18 protein-coding genes are annotated in these 19,472 nt (G+C 71.8%); 7 read left to right on the top strand and 11 right to left on the bottom strand.

Features of this window, described 5'->3' with window-relative positions; genetic code table 11:
• Positions 1-451: 451 nt before the first annotated feature.
• Entirely contained in the window at positions 452-1,138 is a 687-nt protein-coding gene (locus tag ACH4D5_RS33435; protein ID WP_398310045.1) for a response regulator, read from the bottom strand.
• 130 nt (positions 1,139-1,268) lie between these two features.
• Between ACH4D5_RS33435 and ACH4D5_RS33430 the strand changes: the two genes are divergently transcribed.
• Genes ACH4D5_RS33430 through ACH4D5_RS33415 form a run of 4 tightly spaced genes read left to right on the top strand, consistent with a single transcriptional unit; the run spans position 1,269 to position 4,771 of the window.
• The gene (locus tag ACH4D5_RS33430; protein ID WP_398310273.1) at positions 1,269-2,252 is read left to right on the top strand and encodes a Bug family tripartite tricarboxylate transporter substrate binding protein; all 984 of its coding nucleotides are present in this window, start codon (positions 1,269-1,271) and stop codon (positions 2,250-2,252) included.
• Positions 2,249-2,785 carry a tripartite tricarboxylate transporter TctB family protein gene (locus ACH4D5_RS33425; RefSeq protein WP_398310042.1) on the top strand — a complete coding sequence of 179 codons (537 nt, stop codon included), beginning with the start codon at positions 2,249-2,251 and terminating at the stop codon, positions 2,783-2,785. The genes ACH4D5_RS33430 and ACH4D5_RS33425 overlap by 4 nt, the downstream gene beginning before the upstream one ends.
• 1 nt (position 2,786) lies before the next feature.
• On the top strand, positions 2,787-4,295 hold the full coding sequence (locus tag ACH4D5_RS33420) for a tripartite tricarboxylate transporter permease (protein WP_398310039.1): 1,509 nt from the start codon (positions 2,787-2,789) through the stop codon (positions 4,293-4,295).
• Positions 4,292-4,771: a GNAT family N-acetyltransferase gene (locus tag ACH4D5_RS33415; RefSeq protein ID WP_398310036.1), complete on the top strand. Its 480-nt coding sequence runs from the start codon at positions 4,292-4,294 to the stop codon at positions 4,769-4,771. Before ACH4D5_RS33420 ends, ACH4D5_RS33415 begins: the two co-directional genes overlap by 4 nt.
• Before the next feature lie 7 nt (positions 4,772-4,778).
• Here ACH4D5_RS33415 and ACH4D5_RS33410 read toward each other — a convergent pair whose 3' ends face one another.
• Complete coding sequence (locus tag ACH4D5_RS33410; protein ID WP_398310033.1) at positions 4,779-4,919, bottom strand: hypothetical protein; 141 nt, start codon at positions 4,917-4,919, stop codon at positions 4,779-4,781.
• 123 nt (positions 4,920-5,042) lie between these two features.
• On the opposite strand from ACH4D5_RS33410, the gene ACH4D5_RS33405 reads away from it, so the two are divergent.
• Complete coding sequence (locus ACH4D5_RS33405) at positions 5,043-6,197, top strand: methyltransferase domain-containing protein (protein WP_398310030.1); 1,155 nt, start codon at positions 5,043-5,045, stop codon at positions 6,195-6,197.
• On the opposite strand, the gene ACH4D5_RS33400 is transcribed toward ACH4D5_RS33405, so the two are convergent.
• Both ACH4D5_RS33400 and ACH4D5_RS33395 read right to left on the bottom strand, forming a co-directional pair.
• Positions 6,194-6,715, bottom strand: coding sequence for a DUF402 domain-containing protein (locus ACH4D5_RS33400; RefSeq protein ID WP_398310027.1), 522 nt, complete (start codon positions 6,713-6,715; stop codon positions 6,194-6,196). The two genes, ACH4D5_RS33405 and ACH4D5_RS33400, sit on opposite strands and share 4 nt — an antisense overlap.
• Positions 6,696-7,634 (bottom strand): GNAT family N-acetyltransferase, encoded by a 939-nt coding sequence (locus ACH4D5_RS33395; protein WP_398310024.1) that lies wholly within the window; start codon positions 7,632-7,634, stop codon positions 6,696-6,698. Before ACH4D5_RS33395 ends, ACH4D5_RS33400 begins: the two co-directional genes overlap by 20 nt.
• Before the next feature lie 136 nt (positions 7,635-7,770).
• Here ACH4D5_RS33395 and ACH4D5_RS33390 point away from each other — a divergent pair, with 136 nt between their 5' ends.
• The gene (locus ACH4D5_RS33390; RefSeq protein ID WP_398310021.1) at positions 7,771-8,151 is read left to right on the top strand and encodes a GntR family transcriptional regulator; all 381 of its coding nucleotides are present in this window, start codon (positions 7,771-7,773) and stop codon (positions 8,149-8,151) included.
• A 50-nt stretch (positions 8,152-8,201) separates the two neighbouring features.
• Here ACH4D5_RS33390 and ACH4D5_RS33385 read toward each other — a convergent pair whose 3' ends face one another.
• Positions 8,202-9,296, bottom strand: coding sequence for a DUF5925 domain-containing protein (locus ACH4D5_RS33385; RefSeq protein ID WP_398310018.1), 1,095 nt, complete (start codon positions 9,294-9,296; stop codon positions 8,202-8,204).
• Positions 9,297-9,449: 153 nt separating this feature from the next.
• Here ACH4D5_RS33385 and ACH4D5_RS33380 point away from each other — a divergent pair, with 153 nt between their 5' ends.
• Positions 9,450-10,871 (top strand): xylan 1,4-beta-xylosidase, encoded by a 1,422-nt coding sequence (locus ACH4D5_RS33380; RefSeq protein WP_398310015.1) that lies wholly within the window; start codon positions 9,450-9,452, stop codon positions 10,869-10,871.
• A gap of 82 nt (positions 10,872-10,953) precedes the next feature.
• On the opposite strand, the gene ACH4D5_RS33375 is transcribed toward ACH4D5_RS33380, so the two are convergent.
• The 6 genes from ACH4D5_RS33375 to ACH4D5_RS33350 all read right to left on the bottom strand — a co-directional run bounded on the left by ACH4D5_RS33375 (position 10,954) and on the right by ACH4D5_RS33350 (position 19,421).
• Positions 10,954-14,904, bottom strand: coding sequence for a lipopolysaccharide biosynthesis protein (locus ACH4D5_RS33375; RefSeq protein WP_398310012.1), 3,951 nt, complete (start codon positions 14,902-14,904; stop codon positions 10,954-10,956).
• Entirely contained in the window at positions 14,897-15,700 is an 804-nt protein-coding gene (locus ACH4D5_RS33370) for a polysaccharide deacetylase family protein (protein ID WP_398310009.1), read from the bottom strand. Before ACH4D5_RS33370 ends, ACH4D5_RS33375 begins: the two co-directional genes overlap by 8 nt.
• The gene (locus tag ACH4D5_RS33365; protein ID WP_398310006.1) at positions 15,697-16,704 is read right to left on the bottom strand and encodes a glycosyltransferase family 2 protein; all 1,008 of its coding nucleotides are present in this window, start codon (positions 16,702-16,704) and stop codon (positions 15,697-15,699) included. The genes ACH4D5_RS33370 and ACH4D5_RS33365 overlap by 4 nt, the downstream gene beginning before the upstream one ends.
• Entirely contained in the window at positions 16,701-17,534 is an 834-nt protein-coding gene (locus ACH4D5_RS33360; RefSeq protein ID WP_398310003.1) for a glycosyltransferase family 2 protein, read from the bottom strand. Before ACH4D5_RS33360 ends, ACH4D5_RS33365 begins: the two co-directional genes overlap by 4 nt.
• Positions 17,535-17,896: 362 nt before the next feature.
• Entirely contained in the window at positions 17,897-18,997 is a 1,101-nt protein-coding gene (locus ACH4D5_RS33355) for a GNAT family N-acetyltransferase (RefSeq protein ID WP_398310000.1), read from the bottom strand.
• 1 nt (position 18,998) lies between these two features.
• Complete coding sequence (locus tag ACH4D5_RS33350) at positions 18,999-19,421, bottom strand: hypothetical protein (protein ID WP_398309998.1); 423 nt, start codon at positions 19,419-19,421, stop codon at positions 18,999-19,001.
• Positions 19,422-19,472: the final 51 nt, after the last annotated feature.

Here is a 19,472-nt window from a genome sequence, read left to right as displayed (position 1 = left end):
GAGTCCGGCCGAGCAGCCGTCGGCCGGGCTCGCTCACTGCCCGACCAGCCGTCCGGCTCACACCTCATGCGTCACAGAAAGCGTTCGACGCACCCCGCGACGGCGGCGACCGCTGTCAGGGACAGTGCCGCCAGCTGCACCCACTCGTACCGCCGAGGGTGCCTGCGGCACCTGCCCTTCCGTCCCGGTCCGTCCACCATGCCCGGCCTCCCGTCTCTCTACGTCCCCAACTGGGTTGGGACCCGCCCGAACAGGCGGGCGTTCCGGGAGAGACAGCGCCGGGCATCTCGCAACCTACCGGCGCGCCAGGCACCCGCTCGACCGCGCGCCACTATTCGCCAGGGATCGCCAGGCTCAACCAGGGAGAGAGCCATGTGTCCGGCGAAACGGCGCGGCCGAACCGAGCCCGGCCCGCCCTGCGGGAACCGCGACGTCCTCCGCACCGCCCCCGTCACCCCACCCACCGGTACCGCCGCTCAGGCCGCCCTGTCCCCCCGTACCGCAGCGTCACCTCGGCCCTGCCCGTCGTCGTGAAGAACTCCAGGTACCGGCGGGCACTCACGCGGGAGAGGGTGCCCGCCTGGGCGCACTGCGAGGCAGAGAGGCCTTCCGGGTGGTCGCGGAGGATCTGTTCCACCAGGTCCGCCGTGTGCGCCGCGAGGCCCTTCGGCAGCTCCCTGGAGCCAGGGGGCCGGGCGCCGAAGAGGTGGTCGACGTCCTCCTGGCGGGCCTCCTCCAGACCGTCCAGGCGGGCCCGCAGCGCCACCACGTGCCTCAACTGCTCATGCAGGGCCGCCTGGTTGAACGGCTTGATCAGATAGTGCAGGGCGCCGGCCCGCAGCGCCGCCCGCACCACCTGCGCGTCCCGCGCCGCCGTGATGAACAGCGCGTCCACCGGCCGGCGCGCCGGATCGCGCTCCTCGGCCGCCCGTAGCTCACGCAGCACCGCGATGCCGTCCATGTCCGGCAGATACACGTCGAGAAGGACGAGGTCGGGGCGCAGCCGCTCCACCGCGTCGACCGCCTCCGCGCCGCTGTGGGCGACCCCGACCACGGCGCAGTCCGCCACCGCGGCGACGTACCGACTGTGCAGCTTGGCGACCATGAAGTCGTCGTCCACCACCAGCACCCTTGTCATCGCCGCAGGCTATGGGCGCGACCACAACGACCACAACGTCCGTTGATTCCGGAAGAGAGACAGGTTGTCGGCGCGCGGGCAACATGTGGGCCACCTCACAACCGACTACAGCCGACAGGTGGTGGCACACGTGCGCCTGCGCACCCCCCTCGCCCTGCTCGGGGCCGCCCTCCTCGTGCTCGTGGCGCCGCCGCTGCTCACCACGGGCAGCGGCGCCGACACCGGCACCCAGATCCCCGGCCTGCGCTTCATGGTCCCCAACACCCCCGGCGGCGGCTACGACATCACCGCCCGCACCGCCGCGAAGAACGCCGAGGACGCCGGACTCACCCACAACATCGAGGTGTTCAACCTGCCCGGCGCGGGCGGCACCGTCGGCCTGAGCCGGCTCGTCGGCGAGCACGGCAACGGCAAGCTCGCCATGTCCATGGGCCTCGGCGTCGTGGGCGCCGCCCGCTCCAACCACTCACCCAAAACCCTCGCCGACACGACGCCCATCGCGCGCCTCACCGAGGAGCAGGACGTCGTCGTGGTCGCCAAGAACTCCCCGTACAAGACCATCGAGCAACTCGTCGACGCCTGGCGGAAGCACCCCGGCAAGGTGCCCGTCGGCGGCGGCTCGTCCCCCGGCGGCCCCGACCACCTCGCCCCGATGCTGATGGCCCGCGCCGCCGGCATCGACCCGAAGAAGGTCAACTACGTCCCCTTCGACGGCGGCGGCGAACTGCTCGCCTCCATCCTCGGCAGCAAGGTCGCCTTCGGCGTCTCCGGAGTCGGCGAGTACCTCGACCAGATCAAGTCCGGTGAGCTCAGACTGCTGGCGGTCACCGGACCGGAGCGGGTGCGCGGCCTGGACGGGCCCACCCTCAAGGAGTCCGGGTACGACGTGGACTTCACCAACTGGCGCGGCATCGTCGCCCCGCCCGGCCTCAGCGGCGCCGAGCGCAAGAAACTCACCGGGCTCGTCAGGAAGCTGCATGCCTCCAAGGAGTGGCGCGCCTCCCTGAAGAAGAACGGCTGGGACGACGCCTTCCTGACCGGCGACGACTTCGGCGACTTCCTGAAGGCCCAGGACAAGCGCGTCGTGTCCGTACTGAAGGAGCTGGGGCTGTGACCACCACCGACGTCCCCCACGAGCCGCGGGACCGGGACCGCCGCGCCTGGCTGCGCGAACACTCCGAACTCGGCGTGTCCGTCCTGCTCCTCGCCCTCGGCGCCCTCGTCCTCACCGACGCCCTCACCATGGACGTCGAGATCACCCAGCGCGGCCCCGTCGGCCCGAAGACCGTCCCGGTCGCGGTCGGCGTCGGACTGCTCGTCGTCGCCGTCCTGCTCGCCGTCGACGTGCTGCGCGGCGGACGCGGCGAGGCCGAGGGCGGCGAGGACATCGACCTGTCCGAACCCGCCGACTGGCGCACCGTGCTGATCCTGGCGGGCGTCTTCCTCGCCACCGCCGTCCTCATCGAACCCGTCGGCTTCCCCGTCGCGGGCGCCCTGCTCTTCTGGGGCTCCGCCTACGCACTCGGCAGCCGCCACCTCGACCGCGACCCGCTCATCGCCGCCGTGCTCTCCGTCGTCACGTACGAAGTCTTCAACAACCTGCTCGGCGTGCCCCTGCCGGGCGGCCCCCTGATGGGAGTGCTGTGACATGGACGCCTTCAACTCCCTCATGGACGGCTTCGGCACGGCCCTCACCCCGGTCAACCTCCTCTGGGCGGCCGTCGGCGTCCTCCTCGGCACCGCGATCGGCGTGCTGCCCGGCATCGGCCCGGCGATGGCCGTCGCCCTGCTGCTCCCGGTGACCTACGGACTCGAACCGACCGGCGCCTTCATCATGTTCGCGGGCATCTACTACGGCGCGATGTTCGGCGGCTCCACCACCTCCATCCTGCTCAACACACCGGGGGAGAGCGCGGCCGTCGTCGCCGCCATGGAAGGCCATCCGATGGCCAAGGCCGGGCGGGGCGCGCAGGCCCTCGCGGCCGCCGCCATCGGCCACTTCGCGGGCGGCATGATCGGCACGCTCCTGCTGGTGGCCCTGGCGCCCACCGTCGCCGACCTCGCCGTCGACATCGGCGCGCCCGACTACTTCGCCATCATGGTCCTCGCGTTCATCGCGGTCACCTCGGTGCTCGGCTCCTCGCGTGTCCGCGGCCTCGCCTCGCTTCTCATCGGCCTGACCATCGGCCTGGTCGGCCTCGACCAGATGACCGGCCAGCAGCGGCTCACCTTCGGCTCGCTCCAACTCGCCGACGGCGTCGACGTGGTGATCGTCGCGGTCGGCCTCTTCGCGATCGGCGAGGCCCTCTGGGTCGCCGCCCACCTGCGCCGCACCAGCGCCCGGGCGATCCCGGTCGGCCGCCCCTGGCTGGGCAGGGACGACGTCAGGCGCACCTGGAAGTCCTGGCTGCGCGGACCCCTCATCGGCTTCCCGTTCGGCGCGATCCCGGCGGGCGGCGCGGAGATCCCGACGTTCCTGTCGTACGTGACGGAAAAGCGGCTTTCGAAGCACAAGGAGGAGTGGGGCAAGGGCGCCATCGAGGGCGTCGCGGGCCCCGAGTCGGCGTCGTCCGCCTCGGCCGCGGGCACCCTCGTCTCCATGCTGACGCTCGGCCTGCCCACGACCGCCGTCGCCGCCGTGATGCTCGCCGCCTTCCAGCAGTACGGCATCCAGCCGGGCCCGCTCCTCTTCGAACGCGAGGCCGACCTGGTCTGGGGCCTGATCGCCTCACTCTTCGTCGGCATGGTGCTGCTCCTGGCCCTGAACCTGCCCCTCGCCCCGCTCTGGGCGAAACTCCTGCGCATCCCGCGCCCCTACCTCTACGCGGGCATCCTCTTCTTCGCGGCCGTGGGCGCCTACGCGGTCGGCGGCGAATCCCTCGACCTCGTCATCCTGCTCGTCATCGGCCTGATCGGCTTCGGCATGCGGCGCTACGGACTGCCCGTGCTGCCCGCCGTCATCGGCGTCATCCTGGGCCCGAACGCGGAGCAACAGCTGCGCAGGGCCCTGCAGATCAGCGACGGCAGCGTGCGCGGCCTCGTCGACACACCGTTCTCCCTGACGGTCTATGGACTCGTCGTCCTGATCCTGGCGTGGCCCTTGTTGAAGAAGGCGGTGTCGCGGGCGCGCCGGCGTGACGTAGACGTAGAGGCATGACGACGCCCGAGAACGCCCCGCAGCACACGGACATCCGTCTCGCCACCGCCGCCGACGTCCCCGCCGTGCGGGCCGTCACGGACGCGGCGTACCACCACTACATCGAACGCATCGGGCTCGTCCCCAGCCCGATGGAGGCCGACCACGCGGCCGATGTCGCGGCGGGTTTCGTGTACGTCACCGGAGACCCCGTGGTGGGTCTCCTGGTGCTCGTCCCGCGTCCGTACGAGGGCCGGCTCCTCCTGGAGTCGATCGCGGTCCACCCCGATGCCGCGGGGCAGGGGGTGGGCCGCCGCCTGCTGTCCTTCGTGGACGACCACGCGCGTGCGCTGGGCCTGATCGAGATCCGCCTCTACACCAACGCGATGATGTGGGAGAACCAGAAGATCTACCCCCGGTACGGATACGAGTTCGTCGAGCGGCGGGTGGAGGGGCCGTACGACCGGATCCACTACCGCAAGCGGCTGGACACCTGACGGGATCTCACCCGTCGGGCCACCACGTCCGCTGGATGTCCTTGCGGACCTCGGGCCTCTCCTGCGGCCGCACCTCCGCCTCCTGGCGGTCCCGCACCCGGCGGCTGACGGACTTGCCCGCGGGTTTGTGCGTGGTCACTCGGCGCATGGCGGCCTCCCTGACTTCCGACTCCCTGCCTTACCGATGTCCATTCGAGGACCGCCGTAGACCTCTTGGCGGCCGCTTTCTGATCGAGGGCCGATTGTCAGTGGTGGCTGCGACCATCTGGGGATGACGAACAACGAGGCGATCGCGCCCGTCGATTGGGACGCCGCGGCAGCCACCTTCGACGACGAACCGGACCACGGCCTGCGCGACGAGACGGTGCGCCTGGCATGGGCGGACCGCCTGCGGGACTGGCTGCCCGACACCCCCGGAGACGTCCTCGACCTGGGCTGCGGCACCGGGAGCCTCGCCCTGCTCGCCGCGGACCGGGGCCACCGCGTCACCGCGGTCGACCTGTCCCCGGCCATGGTGGAGCGGGCCCGCGAGAAGCTGGTGGGCCGGGGCGCCGAGGTCCTCGTCGGCGACGCGGACCACCCGCCGGTCGAGGGACGGCAGTTCGACGTCGTCCTGGCCCGGCACATCCTGTGGATGCTGCCCGACCCCGAGGCGACCCTGCGGCGCTGGCGCGGACTGCTGCGCCCCGGCGGCCGGCTGATCCTGATCGAGGGCGTGTGGGGCACGGTGGCCCCCGCCGGGCTCCCGATGCCCCGCCTGGTCTCGGCCCTCACCCCACTCGTCTCCCACCTCCACTCCGAGCGCCTCTCGGGGGACGCGCGACTGTGGGGCAGACAGGTCGACGACGAGCGGTATGCGGTGGTGGGGGTGGTGCCGGCCGCTCCGGCGCGGCACACCGAGATCGTCGACGTCCACCTCATCCTGCGCCGCGGCGACGAGATCCTGCTGTCCCGCCGCGCCGGGACCGGGTACGGCGACGGTCTGCTGCACCTCCCGTCGGGCCACGTGGAGGATGGCGAGGACGTCCGCGCGGCCATGCTCCGGGAGGCGCGCGAGGAGGTCGGCCTCGACCTGGCCCCCGCCGACCTGCGCGCGGAGGCGGTCGTCCAGCACCGCGGCCCCGGCGAGGCACTGCGCACCGGCTGGTTCTTCTCCGCGGAGCACGGCGCGGGCGGCGAGCCGTTCAACGCCGAGCCGGCCAAATGCGCCGAGCTCGTCTGGCACCCCCTGTCCGCGCTGCCGCACGACATGGTGGCGTACTGCCGCGCGGCCCTGACCGCCTGGCACGCGGGCGAACGCTTCATCGTCCACTGGCAGTCGGACGACGAGCCCGTCGCGTACGACAGCGCCCGCACAGCGACACCGACACCGCTGGCCCCCGCGCGGGCCGGTGGGATCCACCACGTGGAGCCGGTCGCCGATTAGTCGGCGAGCAAGCCCTTGCCCATGGCCATCGCCTCCAGTTCCTCCAGGGCGCGGACCGCCGCGGCGGCAGCCGGCGGGTCCGTGGTGGGCAGGGCGCTCGCTGCGAACTCGTCCTCGTCCAGGCGGAGTACGGTGCCGCCGTCCGCCGAGCACCACAGGTCCAGATCCAGGTCCTCCACCGTGAGGACGGAGCCGGTGCGGACCGCGGGGCGTGTGACGTCGCAGTACCAGCCCTTCAGGGTGCCGTCCGCGGCGTACACCTCCTTGATCGCGTACCACCGGTCGCGCCAGTAGTGCTCGGTGAAGACGTCGCCCGGCTCGAAGCGGACGAAGCCGAAGTCGCGGGCGTCGGGGGCCGCCCAGGGGGCGCGGACGGTGATCCTGGTTCCGTCGTCGCGGACGAGCCGTGCCGGGTAGCGGATCTTGGTGCGGCCCGCCTTGACCAGGGCGATCTCCAGGGTGACCGCCGGTGTCGCCGGGTCGGCCGGGTCGGCCGGGTCAGCCGAGGGTGTGGACATGGCGGACCTCCGTCGCGCAGATCTCGTAACCGAACCATTCGTTGATCGCCAGCATCGGTCCGTTCCCGGCGTCGTTGCCCGTGAACGCCTCCGTGCAGCCCGCCGCGCGGGCCCGGTGCAGGGAGTCGTTCTTGGCGAGCTTGGCGAGGCCACGGCCGCGGTGGGCGCGGGCGGTCCCCGTCATGTTGGACGCGTAGCGGCCCGCGCCGTCCGTGCGGGCCAGGCTGAACGCCGCAGGGCGGCCGTCCACCAGCGCCACGCTGGTCAGCTCCTGATCGACCAGCGGATGGTGCCAGGTCTCCGCGAGCCAGTGCTCGTAGTCCGTGAACTCGGCGGCCACATCGCTCGGTTCGTCCGCCACCGTCTCCGCGTCCAGCGCGAACAGCGCGCGTGCGTCGTCCTCGAAAACCGAACCGCTGACCAGCTCCACCCCGGCCGGCGGCTCCCGGCGGGGCGGCAGCGTGCCGTGCGCCAGGTCCAGGCGGAGGAAGTGCGCGCTGCGCCGCGCCCGGTAGCCGTGGCGCTCGGCGAAGGCGCGGTTCGCGGGCTCGTCGAGCACCCACGAGTAGACGGTGTGGGCGCCCGCGTCCGCGAGGTAATCCTCCGCGGTGCGCAGGAGCAGCGTTCCGGCGCCCCTGCCGAGCCGGTCCGGGTGGACGTAGACGTTGGCGTAGCCCTGGCCCGGCTCGGGGCTGTCGTAGGCGATGCCCACCTGCGCCGTGCCGATGATCTCGCCGTCCGTCTCGGCGACCAACTGCCGGTAGGCGGAGTCCGGATGGGCGTGCGCCCGGTCGAACGCGACGGACTCGGGAGTGGCGAGCATGGCGGGTACGCAGGCCCGGCGTACGGCGGCGAAACCCGCGTCGTCCGCGGCGGCTGTCGGCGCGCCGTGGGCGAGGGCTCGGACGATCACTGTCATGGAGCCGCACGCTACGTGCGGGGCGCGCCGGGCCGCCTCCCATTTTTCGCCGCCCCGACTGCTGCCATGACCGCCGCCGCGACCCTCGTGGCCGCGGCGGTGCCGCCGGAGGCGCGACGTGCGGGACAATCGCTCCGTGACACTGAAGATCCACATCGATGGGGGCGCGAGCGACGCGCCGTACGAGCAGGTGCGGGCCCGGATCGCCGAGCAGGCGAGGTCCGGGGCGCTGCCGGTCGGCTACAAGCTGCCCACGGTCCGAGGGCTCGCCGAGTCGCTCGGGCTCGCCGCGAACACGGTGGCCAAGGCCTACCGTGCGCTCGAGTCCGACGGGGTCATCGAGACCCGGGGGCGGAACGGGACGTTCGTCGCGGCGGCGGGTGACGCGGCCGCGAAGGAGGCGTCCACCGCCGCACAGTCGTACGCCGAGCGGACCCGCCGCCTCGGCCTTTCGGAGGAGGACGCACTCACCGCGGTACGGGACGCCCTGCGCGCCGCTTACGGAAGCTCCGGGTAGGCCCGGCCCACCTGCTCCAGGCCCTCCAGGCCCGGCCCCGGATCGCGTTCCTACAGATACAACCCCGAGTCCGCGCCCTCCCGCTGGTCCGGTACCGAGGTCGGGGCTGTGCCGCGGCGCAGGGCGAAGAGTTCGGCGAGGGTGGCGCCCTCGCGGCCCACGCCCTCTTCCGTGCCGAGCCAGTCCACCGCCTCGGAGCGGGTCAGCGCGCCGACCTCGATGCGGGCCAGGCAGCGGCCGGGGCGGACCACGGCGGGGTGCAGGCGCTCCAGGTCCTCGTTGGTCGTCACGCCCACCAAAACGTTCCGCCCTTGGCCGAGCAGCCCGTCCGTGAGATTGAGCAGGCGCGAGAGCGCCTGGCCCGCCGTGTGCTTCGCCTCCCCGCGGATCAGCTCGTCGCAGTCCTCCAGGAGCAGCAGCCGCCACCGCCCCTTCGCCGTCCCGTCGTCCTCGCCGATCGCGATGTCCATGAGGTAACCGACGTCGCTGAACAGCCGCTCCGGGTCGAGCACGCAGTCCACCTGGCACCAGTCCCGCCATGACCGCGCGAGCGTCCGCAGCGCCGACGTCTTGCCCGTGCCCGGCGGCCCGTGGAGGAGGAGCAGCCGGCCCGAGATGTCATCGGGCACCGTCTTCATCAGCTTGTCCATGGCGTCGGCGACGGGCGCCGTGTAGTTGGGCCGCACCTCCTCCCACGTACCGGCGGAGATCTGGCGGGTGGTGCGGTGCGGGCCGCGCCGCGGGGAGACGTACCAGAAGCCCATGGTCACGTTCTCCGGCTGGGGCTCGGGCTCGTCCTGCGCGCCGTCCGTGGCCTGCTTCAGCACCTTCTCGGCGAGCTCGGCGGTGGTCGCCGTCACCGTGACGTCCGCGCCCCGGTTCCAGCGGGAGATCAGCAGCGTCCAACCGTCGCCCTCGGCGAGCGTCGCGCTGCGGTCGTCGTCGCGGGCCGCGCGCAGCACCTTCGCCGCGGGCGGCAGCAGCGTGGAACCGGACTTGACGCGGTCGATGTTCGCGCTGTGCGAGAAGGGCTGCTCGCCCGTCGCGAAACGGCCGAGGAAGAGGGCGTCCACGACATCCGACGGGGAGTCGCTGTCGTCGACGTTGAGCCGGATCGGCAGGGCGTCCTGGGGGTTCGCAGACATGCCGACATGATCCGGCACGCACCGCCCGCGCGCACCCGGTTTGCGCAGGCGCTCCGCTTGCGCCGTTCGCACTTCCGAGCGCCGTGGCCGCGGTGCGGAGCTGTGGTCCGGAACCTGTCCTACCGCGTATGACCCCCGATACGCTTGTCGCTGATGGGACGTCATGGGTGGTTTTCGGAAGCACGGCGGTGGCGACTCGCCGCACTGCTCGGAGTCGGTCTGGCCTTACTGGCCCTGGTGATCACGTTGATCGACACGCTTCCCGGGGACGGTGGCAGCACCAAGGGCACCACCCGGGACGGCGACAAGGTGCACGGCACGCCCGCGGTTCCGCCCAAGGACGCCGATCCGGAGGTCGGCTGGGGCTTCACCCACACCCAGTACAGCGCGGACGAGGGCGAGGAGGAAGCCGTCGAGCGCGTCCGCGCCGGACTCGCGGGACAGGGGCGGCCCGTCCCGCAGATCCAGCACATCATGGGCTGGGGCGCGGGCAACCCGGAGCCGGTCGACGGCCGTTACGACTTCTCCGACATGGACCGCCGGATCGACTTCGTCCGGGCGAGCAGGGGCACGCCCGTGGTCACGCTGTGCTGCGCACCGGACTGGATGAAGGGCGGCGAGCCCGGCGCGGAGAACACCGACTGGAGCCAGCAGGCCCTGGAGACCGCCCCGGAGCGCGAGCACTACGACGACTTCGCGCGGCTCGCCGCGACCGTCGCCAAGCGCTATCCCGACGTACGCCACTTCGTCGTCTGGAACGAGTTCAAGGGCTTCTGGAACAACGAAGAGGCCCGCTGGGACTACGAGGGCTACACCGAGCTCTACAACCTCGTCTACCGCGAGCTCAAGAAGGTCAACAGGGACATCATGGTCGGCGGTCCCTACCTGGTCATGGACAGCATCGACCCCCGCCAGACCCAGAACGCCTCCGAGGTGGAGGGGCCTTGGGGCCGGCTCGACCAGCGGCCTCTCGACGCCTTCGAGTACTGGAACAAGCACAAGAAGGGCGCGGACTTCGTCGTCGTCGACGGCGCCAGCTACACCGAGGACGACGAGCTGCTGCCCGACGAGTTCAAGGCCACCGACAAGTTCACGGCCGTCGGCGAGTGGGTGCGCGAGCGGACCGGGGACCTGCCCCTGTGGTGGGCCGAGTACTACGTGGAGCCCGGCGACAGCCAGGACAACCGCGACGACTGGTCCGAGGCGCACCGCGTGGCCGTCCACGCCTCGGGCCTCATGGCGATCGCCCGTGGCGGCGCCACCAGCGGCTTCTACTGGAACCCGCAGAAGCGGGGCGCGAAATGCGCGGGCTGCCTGTGGACGGCCACCCAACAGGCCGACGGCGGGGCGAAGTTGCCGATGCTGGAGCTCATCGAGCGGTTCGGCAAGGAGTTCGGCCCCGGCACCGCGTACGAGACGGTGACGGTCGCCGCCGACGACGGCCCCCACGTCCGCGTCCTCGCCGACGACGAGGCGGTCCTTGTGGTGAACACCCTCGACCGGCGGACCAGCGCGAAGGTCGACGGGCGCCGCGTCGACCTGGCGGGGTACGAGGTGCAGTGGCTGAAGCGCTGAACCTCACGCCGCTGAAGCGCCGGGCCTCCCGCCATCGTCGCGCACCGCCACGCCTCCCGCCACCGTCAGGCACCGCCATGCCTCACGCCATCGTCACGAACCGCTGGATCAGCGAGGCGAGCAGCACCGCGAGCAGCGGCAGCGAGAACCAGAAGCTGCCCTGCAGCCACCGCTGCTGCCGCACGCTCGGCGCCGCGGCGACCCGCACCACCTCGCGCGCCCCGAGCAGCAGCACGAGCGCGACGGCGGCGAGACCGCCCACCACGGACCACGGCGTCCAGGTCACCTTCGGCCCGATGGGGCCCGGATCGGCCCGCGCGACCCTGCCGTCCGGCCGCTCGCTCAGGGTGTAGACGGTCGCGTCGGCGTTGGCGAAGACCTTCTTGAGGTCCTCGCGGGCGTCGAGGTTGCGGACGAGCCGCGTCTCCCACGTCTTCGAGTAGCCGGCGTCCAGCTGCAGGAAGGCCGTCTGGCTGCGGTTGATCATCAGGTACGAGTTGGGTCCCGCGTCCTTGAGGGCCTTCGCCAGGCCGGACACCAGGACGGGGTCGGCGGGCGCGAGCGTCGGAACGTACTCCACCTTCTCCATGTCCCGGGAGCCCCACGGGATCGACGGCGTCACGTTGTTGACCGTGTCGTTGGTCATCCAGAGCAGCCGTGCCGTCGGCTCGTCGTGCGCGTACACGTACTCCATCGCGGCGACCTCGCCGGGGCGGACCCGCTCGAAGGGTTCGTTGCCCCAGCGGGCCACCAGGAACCCGCCCATCAGGACGAGCCCGGCGAGCAGGGCGGCCAGCGGCGCGAGATGCACCCGGCCACCGCCACCGCCGCGGTCAAGGTCGGGCTCGTCCGGTGTGCCGCCCGCGCGCGGGAACAGCGCAAGACCGGCGAGCAGCGCCGCGCCCGGCAGCGCGAACATGAAGACGCGCAGGGCCATCTCACCGCCGTACGACTGCATGCCGAAGCCCAGGAACGGCACGAAGGTGAGGACGAGGAGCGAGCGTTCGCCGTACTTGTGGAAGCGCCGCCGCCACCAGCCCCAGCAGGCGAACGCCATGACGCCGCCGGCCATCGCCACCCGCACGTACAGCACCAGTTTGTGGGTGGGATCGCCGCCCTCGATGCGTCCGGAGACCGACGAGGACACATTGCCGCCCACCCCGCCGACCCCGCCGAACAGTTCGCCGAAGTGCCCCGACCAGTACGGCTCGGCGAGGAAGCCGAGCCACACGACGACGAGCACCCCGAAGAGCAGCGGCAGGCCGCGCAGCTCCGAGCGGCCGACCAGGACGAGCACCGTGAGCACGCCGAGCATCACGAACGGCGTGAGCTGGTGCGCGGGGACCGTCGCGGCGAAGAGGCCGATCAGGACCAGGAGCAGCACCGCGCGTTCCCCGCGGCCGGCCGGCTCGACCTCGGCCTCGCCCGGGCGCCGCTTGGTCCACAGCACGCGCGGGGCGCGGAACCACACCAGGAGGATGGCGACGAAGACGATGTAGAGGAGGTACGTGAAGCCCTGCGGGGAGAAGTAGTCCTGACCGACCCAGCCGCTCAGGACGAAGATCCACAGGCCCGCCCACTTGGCGCGCCAGGCCGCCCGCACGGACCGCACGAGCAGGAACATCGGGGCCAGGTAGAGCAGTTGGATCGCCGTCGGCCACCAGCGGATCACCTCGGTCATGTCCGAGACGCCGCACGCCTCCGCGACGAAGGTGGCCGCGGCGAAGAAGCCCGGCCAGCTCCAGCGCGCGTCCAGATCGGGCACCGCGGAGCCCGTCCGGTCGATGTACTCCATGAAGCCCAGGTGCTGCCAGGCCGTGGCGAACCGCGGCTCGGTCTCGACGACCGCGGGCAGCGCGTGCAGCGACACGACGGTGGCGAGCAGGGTGAGCAGGAGGAGGCTCTTGACCGGCCGGTCCATCCAGAGCAGCGCGGCGAACACGACGACCAGGAGGGCGGCGCCGACCAGGGTCGGCGTCGGGAGCACGGAGATCAGACCGAGCCCGCCCATGCCGTCCAGGTCCTTCTCGCCGAGACCGAGGACGGGCAGCCAGTACAGGGCGAGCGCGGCGGCGAGGAGCAGCGCCATGACGAGGACGTGGCGGCGGGGGGCGCGTGGTGGCGGGGCCGGTTCCTCGGGGGCCGCCGGTTCCGGAGGAGCTGCGACGGGTTCTGCCGGTGCCGTCGGTTCCGGAGGAGCTGTGACGGGTTCTGCCGGTGCCGCCGGTTCCGGGGGAGTTGCTGGCGCCGCGTCCTCCACGGCGTCGGGCACGTGGTCCGGTTCAGGCCCCGGGACGGGTGTGGTGTCCGGCCCGGCCGGGGTTCTCAGCGCCCAGGTCGGCCGGTGGTCCATGTCGTCCCCCTCGCTCCGCGCCACGGGCGTCCCCGCCGCGGGCGTGCCAGGACCGGGGCGCACGTCCGGCCTGCGCTCCTGGTGCTCGAAGTCGAGCTGCACCGCGAGCTGGAGTGTGTCCGAGTCGAGCGACTCGCGCAACGCCCACGCGGGCCCGCGATGCTGCTTGCGCTCCCCGTCCCTGGCCGAGGCCCCCGCCCGCACCTGTTCGGCGGGCGCGTCCGGCGTCCCCAGGTCCGCCAGGTCCCCGTCCGGCGCCGCCCCTGCGGCCTGCCCCGAGGGCGCCGCCCGCACCACGCGGTACAGCTTCGGCGCCGCGATGGCCACGATCACCGCCAGGCTGCAGATCTCCGCGACGCCCGCGCCGGTCAGCCCCATCCGCGGCAGCAGGATCAGCGTGAGGCCGAGCACCAGGACGCACAACAGGCCCTGCAGCCAGGCGATGCCGGACGTCTTGCTCTGTGCGCGCTGCACCGCGAAGTACGTCTCCATGACGACCCGCAGCAGCGCCCCCACCACGAACCAGCGCAGCAGCGGAGTGGCCGCGTCCGCGTACCCCCTGCCGAACATCCTCAGGATCAGCGGTGCGGCCAGGAAGAGGATCCCGCACACCGGCAGCATGATCACCGCCATCCGGCGCAGCGCCGAGCGGGTGTTGGCGGCGAGCAGCGCCGGATCGTGCGCGCCCTCCACGGTCAGCGAGGCACCCATGTTGATGGCGAGGAGGTTGATGGTGCTGCCGATGGTGGTGGTGATGTAGAAGTACGCGTTGTCGACCGAGCTGACCTGCGACGCCACGATCACCGGGACGAGGTAGACCACGGCGAGCGAGAAGAGCGAGCCGGTGTAGTCGCCGGCGAGGAAACGGCCGATCTCGCGCAGCGTCGGCGGCTGCGCCTTCCCCTCGGTGGCCTGCACGTGCCGCGGCACCAGGCGCCGGAAGACCAGCCAGCCGAGCGGGATCACCGACACGAGGATCGAGGCGACCCAGGACACGAAGACGCCCGCGGTGGGGATCGCGGCGGCGATCGCGATGAGCAGCGCGAGCTTGGCGACCGAGAAGACGGTGTTGCCCACCGGCACCCAGAGCGCGCTGCGCAGCCCGGTCAGGACGCCGTCCTGCAGCGTCAGGACCGACCAGGCCACCACGGCGAGGACGAAGCCGACGCCGTGCACGGGACCGTGCAGGAAGCGGTACGAGGGGCCCCAGAGGTCCAGCGTGAGCAGGAAGAGGACGGCGGCGAGCGCCACCACGGCGGAACTGCCCGCGTACGTACGGAAGATGAGCTTGCCCGTGGCGCGCCCCGCGATGGGGATGAACCGCGCGAGGGCGCCCATCAGTGTCAGCGCGGCGAGCCCCGCGAGGAGCTTCATCGCGGCGATCGCCGCTGAACCCTGACCGACCGCCGACTCCGAGTAGTACCGGGCGGCGGCCAGCCAGAAGCCCACGCCGAGCACGCCGGAGATGCCGGTGTTGAGCATCAGTGCGTACGCGTTGCGGAACAGCGGGCTCTGATCGTCTCCACGGCCCGGCAGACGCAGCCTGCGGGCCCTGCCGAACTTGCCGGACTTACCAGGCTTGCTTAACTTACCGGACTTACCGGGCTTGCCGGACGGTGACCGGCCCCCGGCGCTCGCGGAATCGGGGGCGCCGGCCTGGGCCGTGGTCGTGTCAGACACTGGAACGCGTTGCCTTCCGACGTACCTGTCGGGCTCTGCGGACCACGGCGTACCCCTTGGTGAGGGCGCGGTCCCTGGCGAAGATGCGGCCGATCGAGCGGCCCGTCACGAGCCGCTCGAACTCCTCGGCCCCTGTAGTGCGCCGCACGGTCACGCGCCGCAGCGCGTACGGCCCCTGCGTCCGGCACGCCAGCCGGTTGCCGACGGCGAGCGCCTGGCCGAAGCCCGTCTCGCGCACCCGCTCGCGCACCCGGCGGTCGGAGTAGCCGAACGGGTACGCGAAGGACACGGGCCGGGTGCCCAGCTCGTCGGTGACGATGTCGCGGCAGCGCCGAAGCTCGGAGCGGAGCCGGTCGTCGTCGAGCTGGTCGAGTTCGGGGTGGGTGTGGCTGTGCCCGCCGATCTCGGCCCCGGCGGCGGCGAGTTCGCGCACCTGGTCCCAGTCGAGCATGCGGTCGGGGGCGCCCCCGGTGTCGTACGCCCCGCGCAGCCAGCCGGTGGTGACGAAGAGGGTCGACGCGAAGCCGTGCCCGGCGAGCACGGGCAGCGCGTACCGGTGCACGCCCTCGTAGCCGTCGTCGAAGGTGATCAGGACGGGCCGCTCGGGCAGCGACCCGCAGGAAGTGCGCCAGAGAGCGGCCAGCCGGGCGGTCGTGAGCGGGGTGAAGCCGCGCTCGGCGAGCACCTTCATCTGGCGTTCGAAGGCGTCGGGGGAGACCGAGAGGTCGTGCGTCGCGGCGTTCGGCGCGCGCGCGACGGAGTGGTACATCAGTATCGGCACGGGTCCCGTGCTCATGCGGCAGCCCCCTCGCCGCCCGTCTCTGCCGTCCCGGCGATCTCCACGACCGAGAACGTCGCGCCTCCCCTGCGCGCACGGACGCTCCCGAGTACGTACCCCCCCGCCGCGGTGAGCACTCCCGCCACGATGGCCCCCGCGCGCCCCGCACCGCCCGGGCGGCCGAGCGCCGCGTCGCGCAGGCCGCGGGCGACCCCGGCGGGCAGGACGCGCGTGGTGTAGCGCCGCTCGGACTCGAGGCCCTTGGCGGCGCCGACACTTCGGGAGACGAGTGCCTTGGAGAGGCCTTCGGCGTACGTCCGCGTACGGAAGTAGCGGAATCGTTCCCGCGCGGCGGGCACCCGGTGGTGGATCACCGAGCGGTCGTCTATGAGCAGGACGGCGTCCGGTCTCGTGCGGGTGAGGCGGATGCAGAACTCCGTCTCCTCGCAGCCCAGCGGCCGTTTGTCGCCGTCCCGTCCGATGCCCGTGGCGAAGCCGCCCGCCGCGGCGAAGGCGGTGCGCCGGAAGGAGGCGTTACCGCCGAGGACGTTGCGCACCCGCACCCGCCCGCGGGGCAGCCCCTTGTACGTGCAGCCGACCACCCAGTCGAATTCCTCGGGGAACCAGTCCGGCCGCCGCCCCGACTCCCAGGCGGGCAGGGTGCGGCCGCCGACGGCGAGGACCCGTGGGTCCTCGAACGCCTCGGCGAAGTACCGCAGCCAGTCCCGCTCGGCGACGGCGTCGTCGTCGAGGAAGGCGATGAAGTCGCCGCGGGCGGCGGCGATCCCGGTGTTGCGGCCCGCCGAGAGACCGCGGGGGCCCGCGTTCGCGAGCACCCGCACACCCTCGGTCTCCTTGTACTCCTTGGTGAGGCGGTCCAGGAGCGAGGCGTTGTGGTCGACCACGAGAAGGGTTTCCAGCGCCGCCCGTGACTGCGCGCGCACCGAGGAGACCGCCGCGAGAATGTCCTCCCAGCGGTCCTCGGTGTACACGCAGATTACGACGGATGTGTCCGCGTTCAAGACCTTTCTCCCTGACCGGCCCGGAGCGGCAGCCCCCGGCCGCCCTTGCGCCGCCCGCCGCGCCTGCCGCGGCTGGAGCGCTCGGAGAGGATCACCTTCAGTACGCGGATGCCGTCCCGGACGGCTCTGAGGTTGCTGGTGCCGTGGATCCGCAGGTACTCGTGGCTCGGGATCTCCTGGACCTTGAGCCCGGCCTTGACGACCCGGATGTTCATCAGGGTCTCGACCTCGAAGCCGGTGCAGTCGAGCTCGATCTTGTCGAGGCAGTGCCGCCAGAAGGCGTTGTAGCCGTAGCACAGGTCGGTGTAGCGCGCGCCGAACTTGGTGTTCACCACGGAGCACAGGACGTGGTTGCCGAGCTTGCGGATGGGCGTCATGTCGTCCGTGCCGCCGCCGTTGGCGAACCGGGAGCCCTTGGCGAAGTCCGCGCCCGAGACGAGGGCGGAGACGTAGGAGACGATCTCGTTGCCGTCGGCGGAGCCGTCGGCGTCGACCATCACGATGATGTCGCCCGTGCACGCGGCGAAGCCGGTGATGAGAGCGTCACCCTTGCCCTTGCCGAGCTGGCGGACGACCTTCACGTCCGGCCACAGCTCACGGGCGACCGCCACCGTGTCGTCGGTGGAATTGCCGTCCACGAGGACGACCTCGTGCACCCATTCGGGCAGTGTCTTGAAAACGTACGGAAGATTCTCCGCTTCGTTCATGGCCGGTATCACCACACTGACGGGTGGGGTGATCGCCAAGTGCGTGGAGATCGGCCGGTAGTTCCTTGAGATCTCTTCCAATGGCTCTTGCCCGGCGTCTGCCGGGCGCACAAAAGAAGTCATGAGTCCGGTGGTCCCTCTCGTCCGGTGGACGGCCCGCCCCCGGGCAGTCCGGAAATTGATCCGGTTCGAAAGGGGGGTTCTCACTTGAGCGTGACGAAATGGATCTCCGTGCATGCCGAGTGAGCTGGCATTTGCGCGGGACGTGACTCGGTGAAAGAGCGGTCACCGAGCACGGCACCCCCCTACCGCGCCCGCACCGGCATCACCGCGATCTTGAGCCCTCCCCTTGATCGCATTGCGTGATGGGCCGTTGCGGGTGGATGTACGACGGTATTGATGAATGAGACTGTATGGCAAGACCTGGAGCGTGGTCCCACGTTTTTCATGATTTGCGTAAACTGTTCGATCTTATTCGGACCGGCTTATTCCCTGCCCCTAGATCGAATTCGACCCATACGCTTGAGCAGTTTGTCGGCCGGTTCGAACAATTCCGGTCGTGACTGCACGGTGTTGCGCAGCGCCCTGACCGGGGCGCGCCGCGCCCGGTGCCCGAACGCCGCTGGACGGCGGAGCGCCACCCACCCCTCGGACACGACGAGTTCACGTGTCTTGAGGGAGTCCTTGTAGGCCTTCTGACCGCGGCCGAGATCGATGTGTGCGATCCCGTCGGCGGCGGCGCCCTCGGCCATGTGCAGGTGCATGATCAGGCCGGGCGAGTACTTCGCGTAGGCCGGGTCGTACGCCGGGAACCAGCAGGTGTGGATCCGCTCGGACCGCAGCCCGAAGTGCGCGGCGACCGGCACGTCGGCGGCGTAGAGGACGGAGAGGACCCCGGCGAAGGAGTCGGTGCGGGTGTGGAAGAGCCGGCGCAGCAGCCGGACGATCCAGGGGCGTGCGAAGCGGTCGCTGCGGCCCGTCCTGCGGTACTGCGCGGACTTCCAGCCCATCAGCGTGGTGAGGACCGCGGGGTCGCGCTCGTCGTGCACGTACCGCACGGCGCCGTGGTCGCGGCCGAGTCTGCGCTCCTTGGCGAGCGTCGGCTTGAGGAACTTCGGGGACTCCTCGCGGAGTTGGCGGAGATAGGCCTCGTACCCCTGGTCGAGGTCGATGACGGGGGAGGCGAAGGTGCCGGAGGCGTGCGCCTCGAACGGCGTCTGACCGGCCACCAGATGGTCGAATTCCCACAGGGAGAGCCCGCAGGCCCGCAGCAGCTCCCTGGCGTCCCAGTCGAAGCCCGGCCGGTGCACCAGGCCCTGGCAGTCGGAGACGCCGAGACCGATGGCCCGGCCGATGCCGGTGGCCGATCTCTGGAAGGGGAGGAACGCGGCGGGCCCGCCGTCCTCGCGCGCCACGGCGATCCGCACCCCGCGCCGCTCGTGCCCGATCGCGAGTGCGAACTCGGGGGAGAGGAAGGGGTTGGCGAGACCGGGCGAGCCGTGGAGGTGTGCCTTGGACTGCAGCGCGGTCCACGCCGCCCGGTCGGCCGCGGTGAGTTCGCCGGGGCGGTGCACGGTGATGTTCACGTCAGGTGGTCCACCTTCTCGCCGGACGGCCGCGCAGCCGTCGCACCACGGTCAGCAGGAGGATGAGCGAACTGAGGGCGGCGACCGCGGCGACACCGCCGCGCACCGACCACACGTGCAGCGCCAGCATGCCCTGGGCCACGAGCAGGTTGACCGCGGCGGCCCCGGACACGGACACCACGGCCCTGCCCCACGGTGTGAGGGCCCGCAGTGCCGCGCCGATCGCGGCCCCGGGCGCGGCGAGGAGGAAGAAGAGGGTGCACGGGCCGCGCAGCGGTGAGTCCAGGTCGACGAGTGCGAGCACCGCGCCGACCCCGCCGACGGCGACGGCCGCCCCCGCGAGCAGCGGTACCAGGTCGTGGCGGCCGCCCCCTCCGGTGTGCTGCCCCGTGTCCGCTGGTGGTGCCTTGACGTTGGTCTGCATGGGCGACTTTGCCCCCCGACGCGCCGGATGCCGGGCTTCAATGTCGCCCAC

Origin of the sequence: Streptomyces sp. NPDC018029 (assembly GCF_044327655.1) — a bacterium.
GTDB lineage: Bacteria > Actinomycetota > Actinomycetes > Streptomycetales > Streptomycetaceae > Streptomyces.
The sequence above is the reverse complement of the archived record's forward strand: the minus strand, read 5'-3'. Positions and strand labels throughout refer to the sequence as shown.

Coding starts and splice junctions, on each gene's coding strand:
- ACH4D5_RS33420 (WP_398310039.1), top strand. CDS start 2,787: ATGGACGCCTTCAACTCCCTCATGGACGGCTTCGGCACGGCCCTCACC.
- ACH4D5_RS33405 (WP_398310030.1), top strand. CDS start 5,043: ATGACGAACAACGAGGCGATCGCGCCCGTCGATTGGGACGCCGCGGCA.
- ACH4D5_RS33400 (WP_398310027.1), bottom strand. CDS start 6,715: ATGTCCACACCCTCGGCTGACCCGGCCGACCCGGCCGACCCGGCGACA.
- ACH4D5_RS33350 (WP_398309998.1), bottom strand. CDS start 19,421: ATGCAGACCAACGTCAAGGCACCACCAGCGGACACGGGGCAGCACACC.
- ACH4D5_RS33370 (WP_398310009.1), bottom strand. CDS start 15,700: ATGAGCACGGGACCCGTGCCGATACTGATGTACCACTCCGTCGCGCGC.
- ACH4D5_RS33435 (WP_398310045.1), bottom strand. CDS start 1,138: ATGACAAGGGTGCTGGTGGTGGACGACGACTTCATGGTCGCCAAGCTG.
- ACH4D5_RS33415 (WP_398310036.1), top strand. CDS start 4,292: ATGACGACGCCCGAGAACGCCCCGCAGCACACGGACATCCGTCTCGCC.
- ACH4D5_RS33380 (WP_398310015.1), top strand. CDS start 9,450: ATGGGACGTCATGGGTGGTTTTCGGAAGCACGGCGGTGGCGACTCGCC.
- ACH4D5_RS33410 (WP_398310033.1), bottom strand. CDS start 4,919: ATGCGCCGAGTGACCACGCACAAACCCGCGGGCAAGTCCGTCAGCCGC.
- ACH4D5_RS33385 (WP_398310018.1), bottom strand. CDS start 9,296: ATGTCTGCGAACCCCCAGGACGCCCTGCCGATCCGGCTCAACGTCGAC.
- ACH4D5_RS33395 (WP_398310024.1), bottom strand. CDS start 7,634: ATGACAGTGATCGTCCGAGCCCTCGCCCACGGCGCGCCGACAGCCGCC.
- ACH4D5_RS33360 (WP_398310003.1), bottom strand. CDS start 17,534: ATGACTTCTTTTGTGCGCCCGGCAGACGCCGGGCAAGAGCCATTGGAA.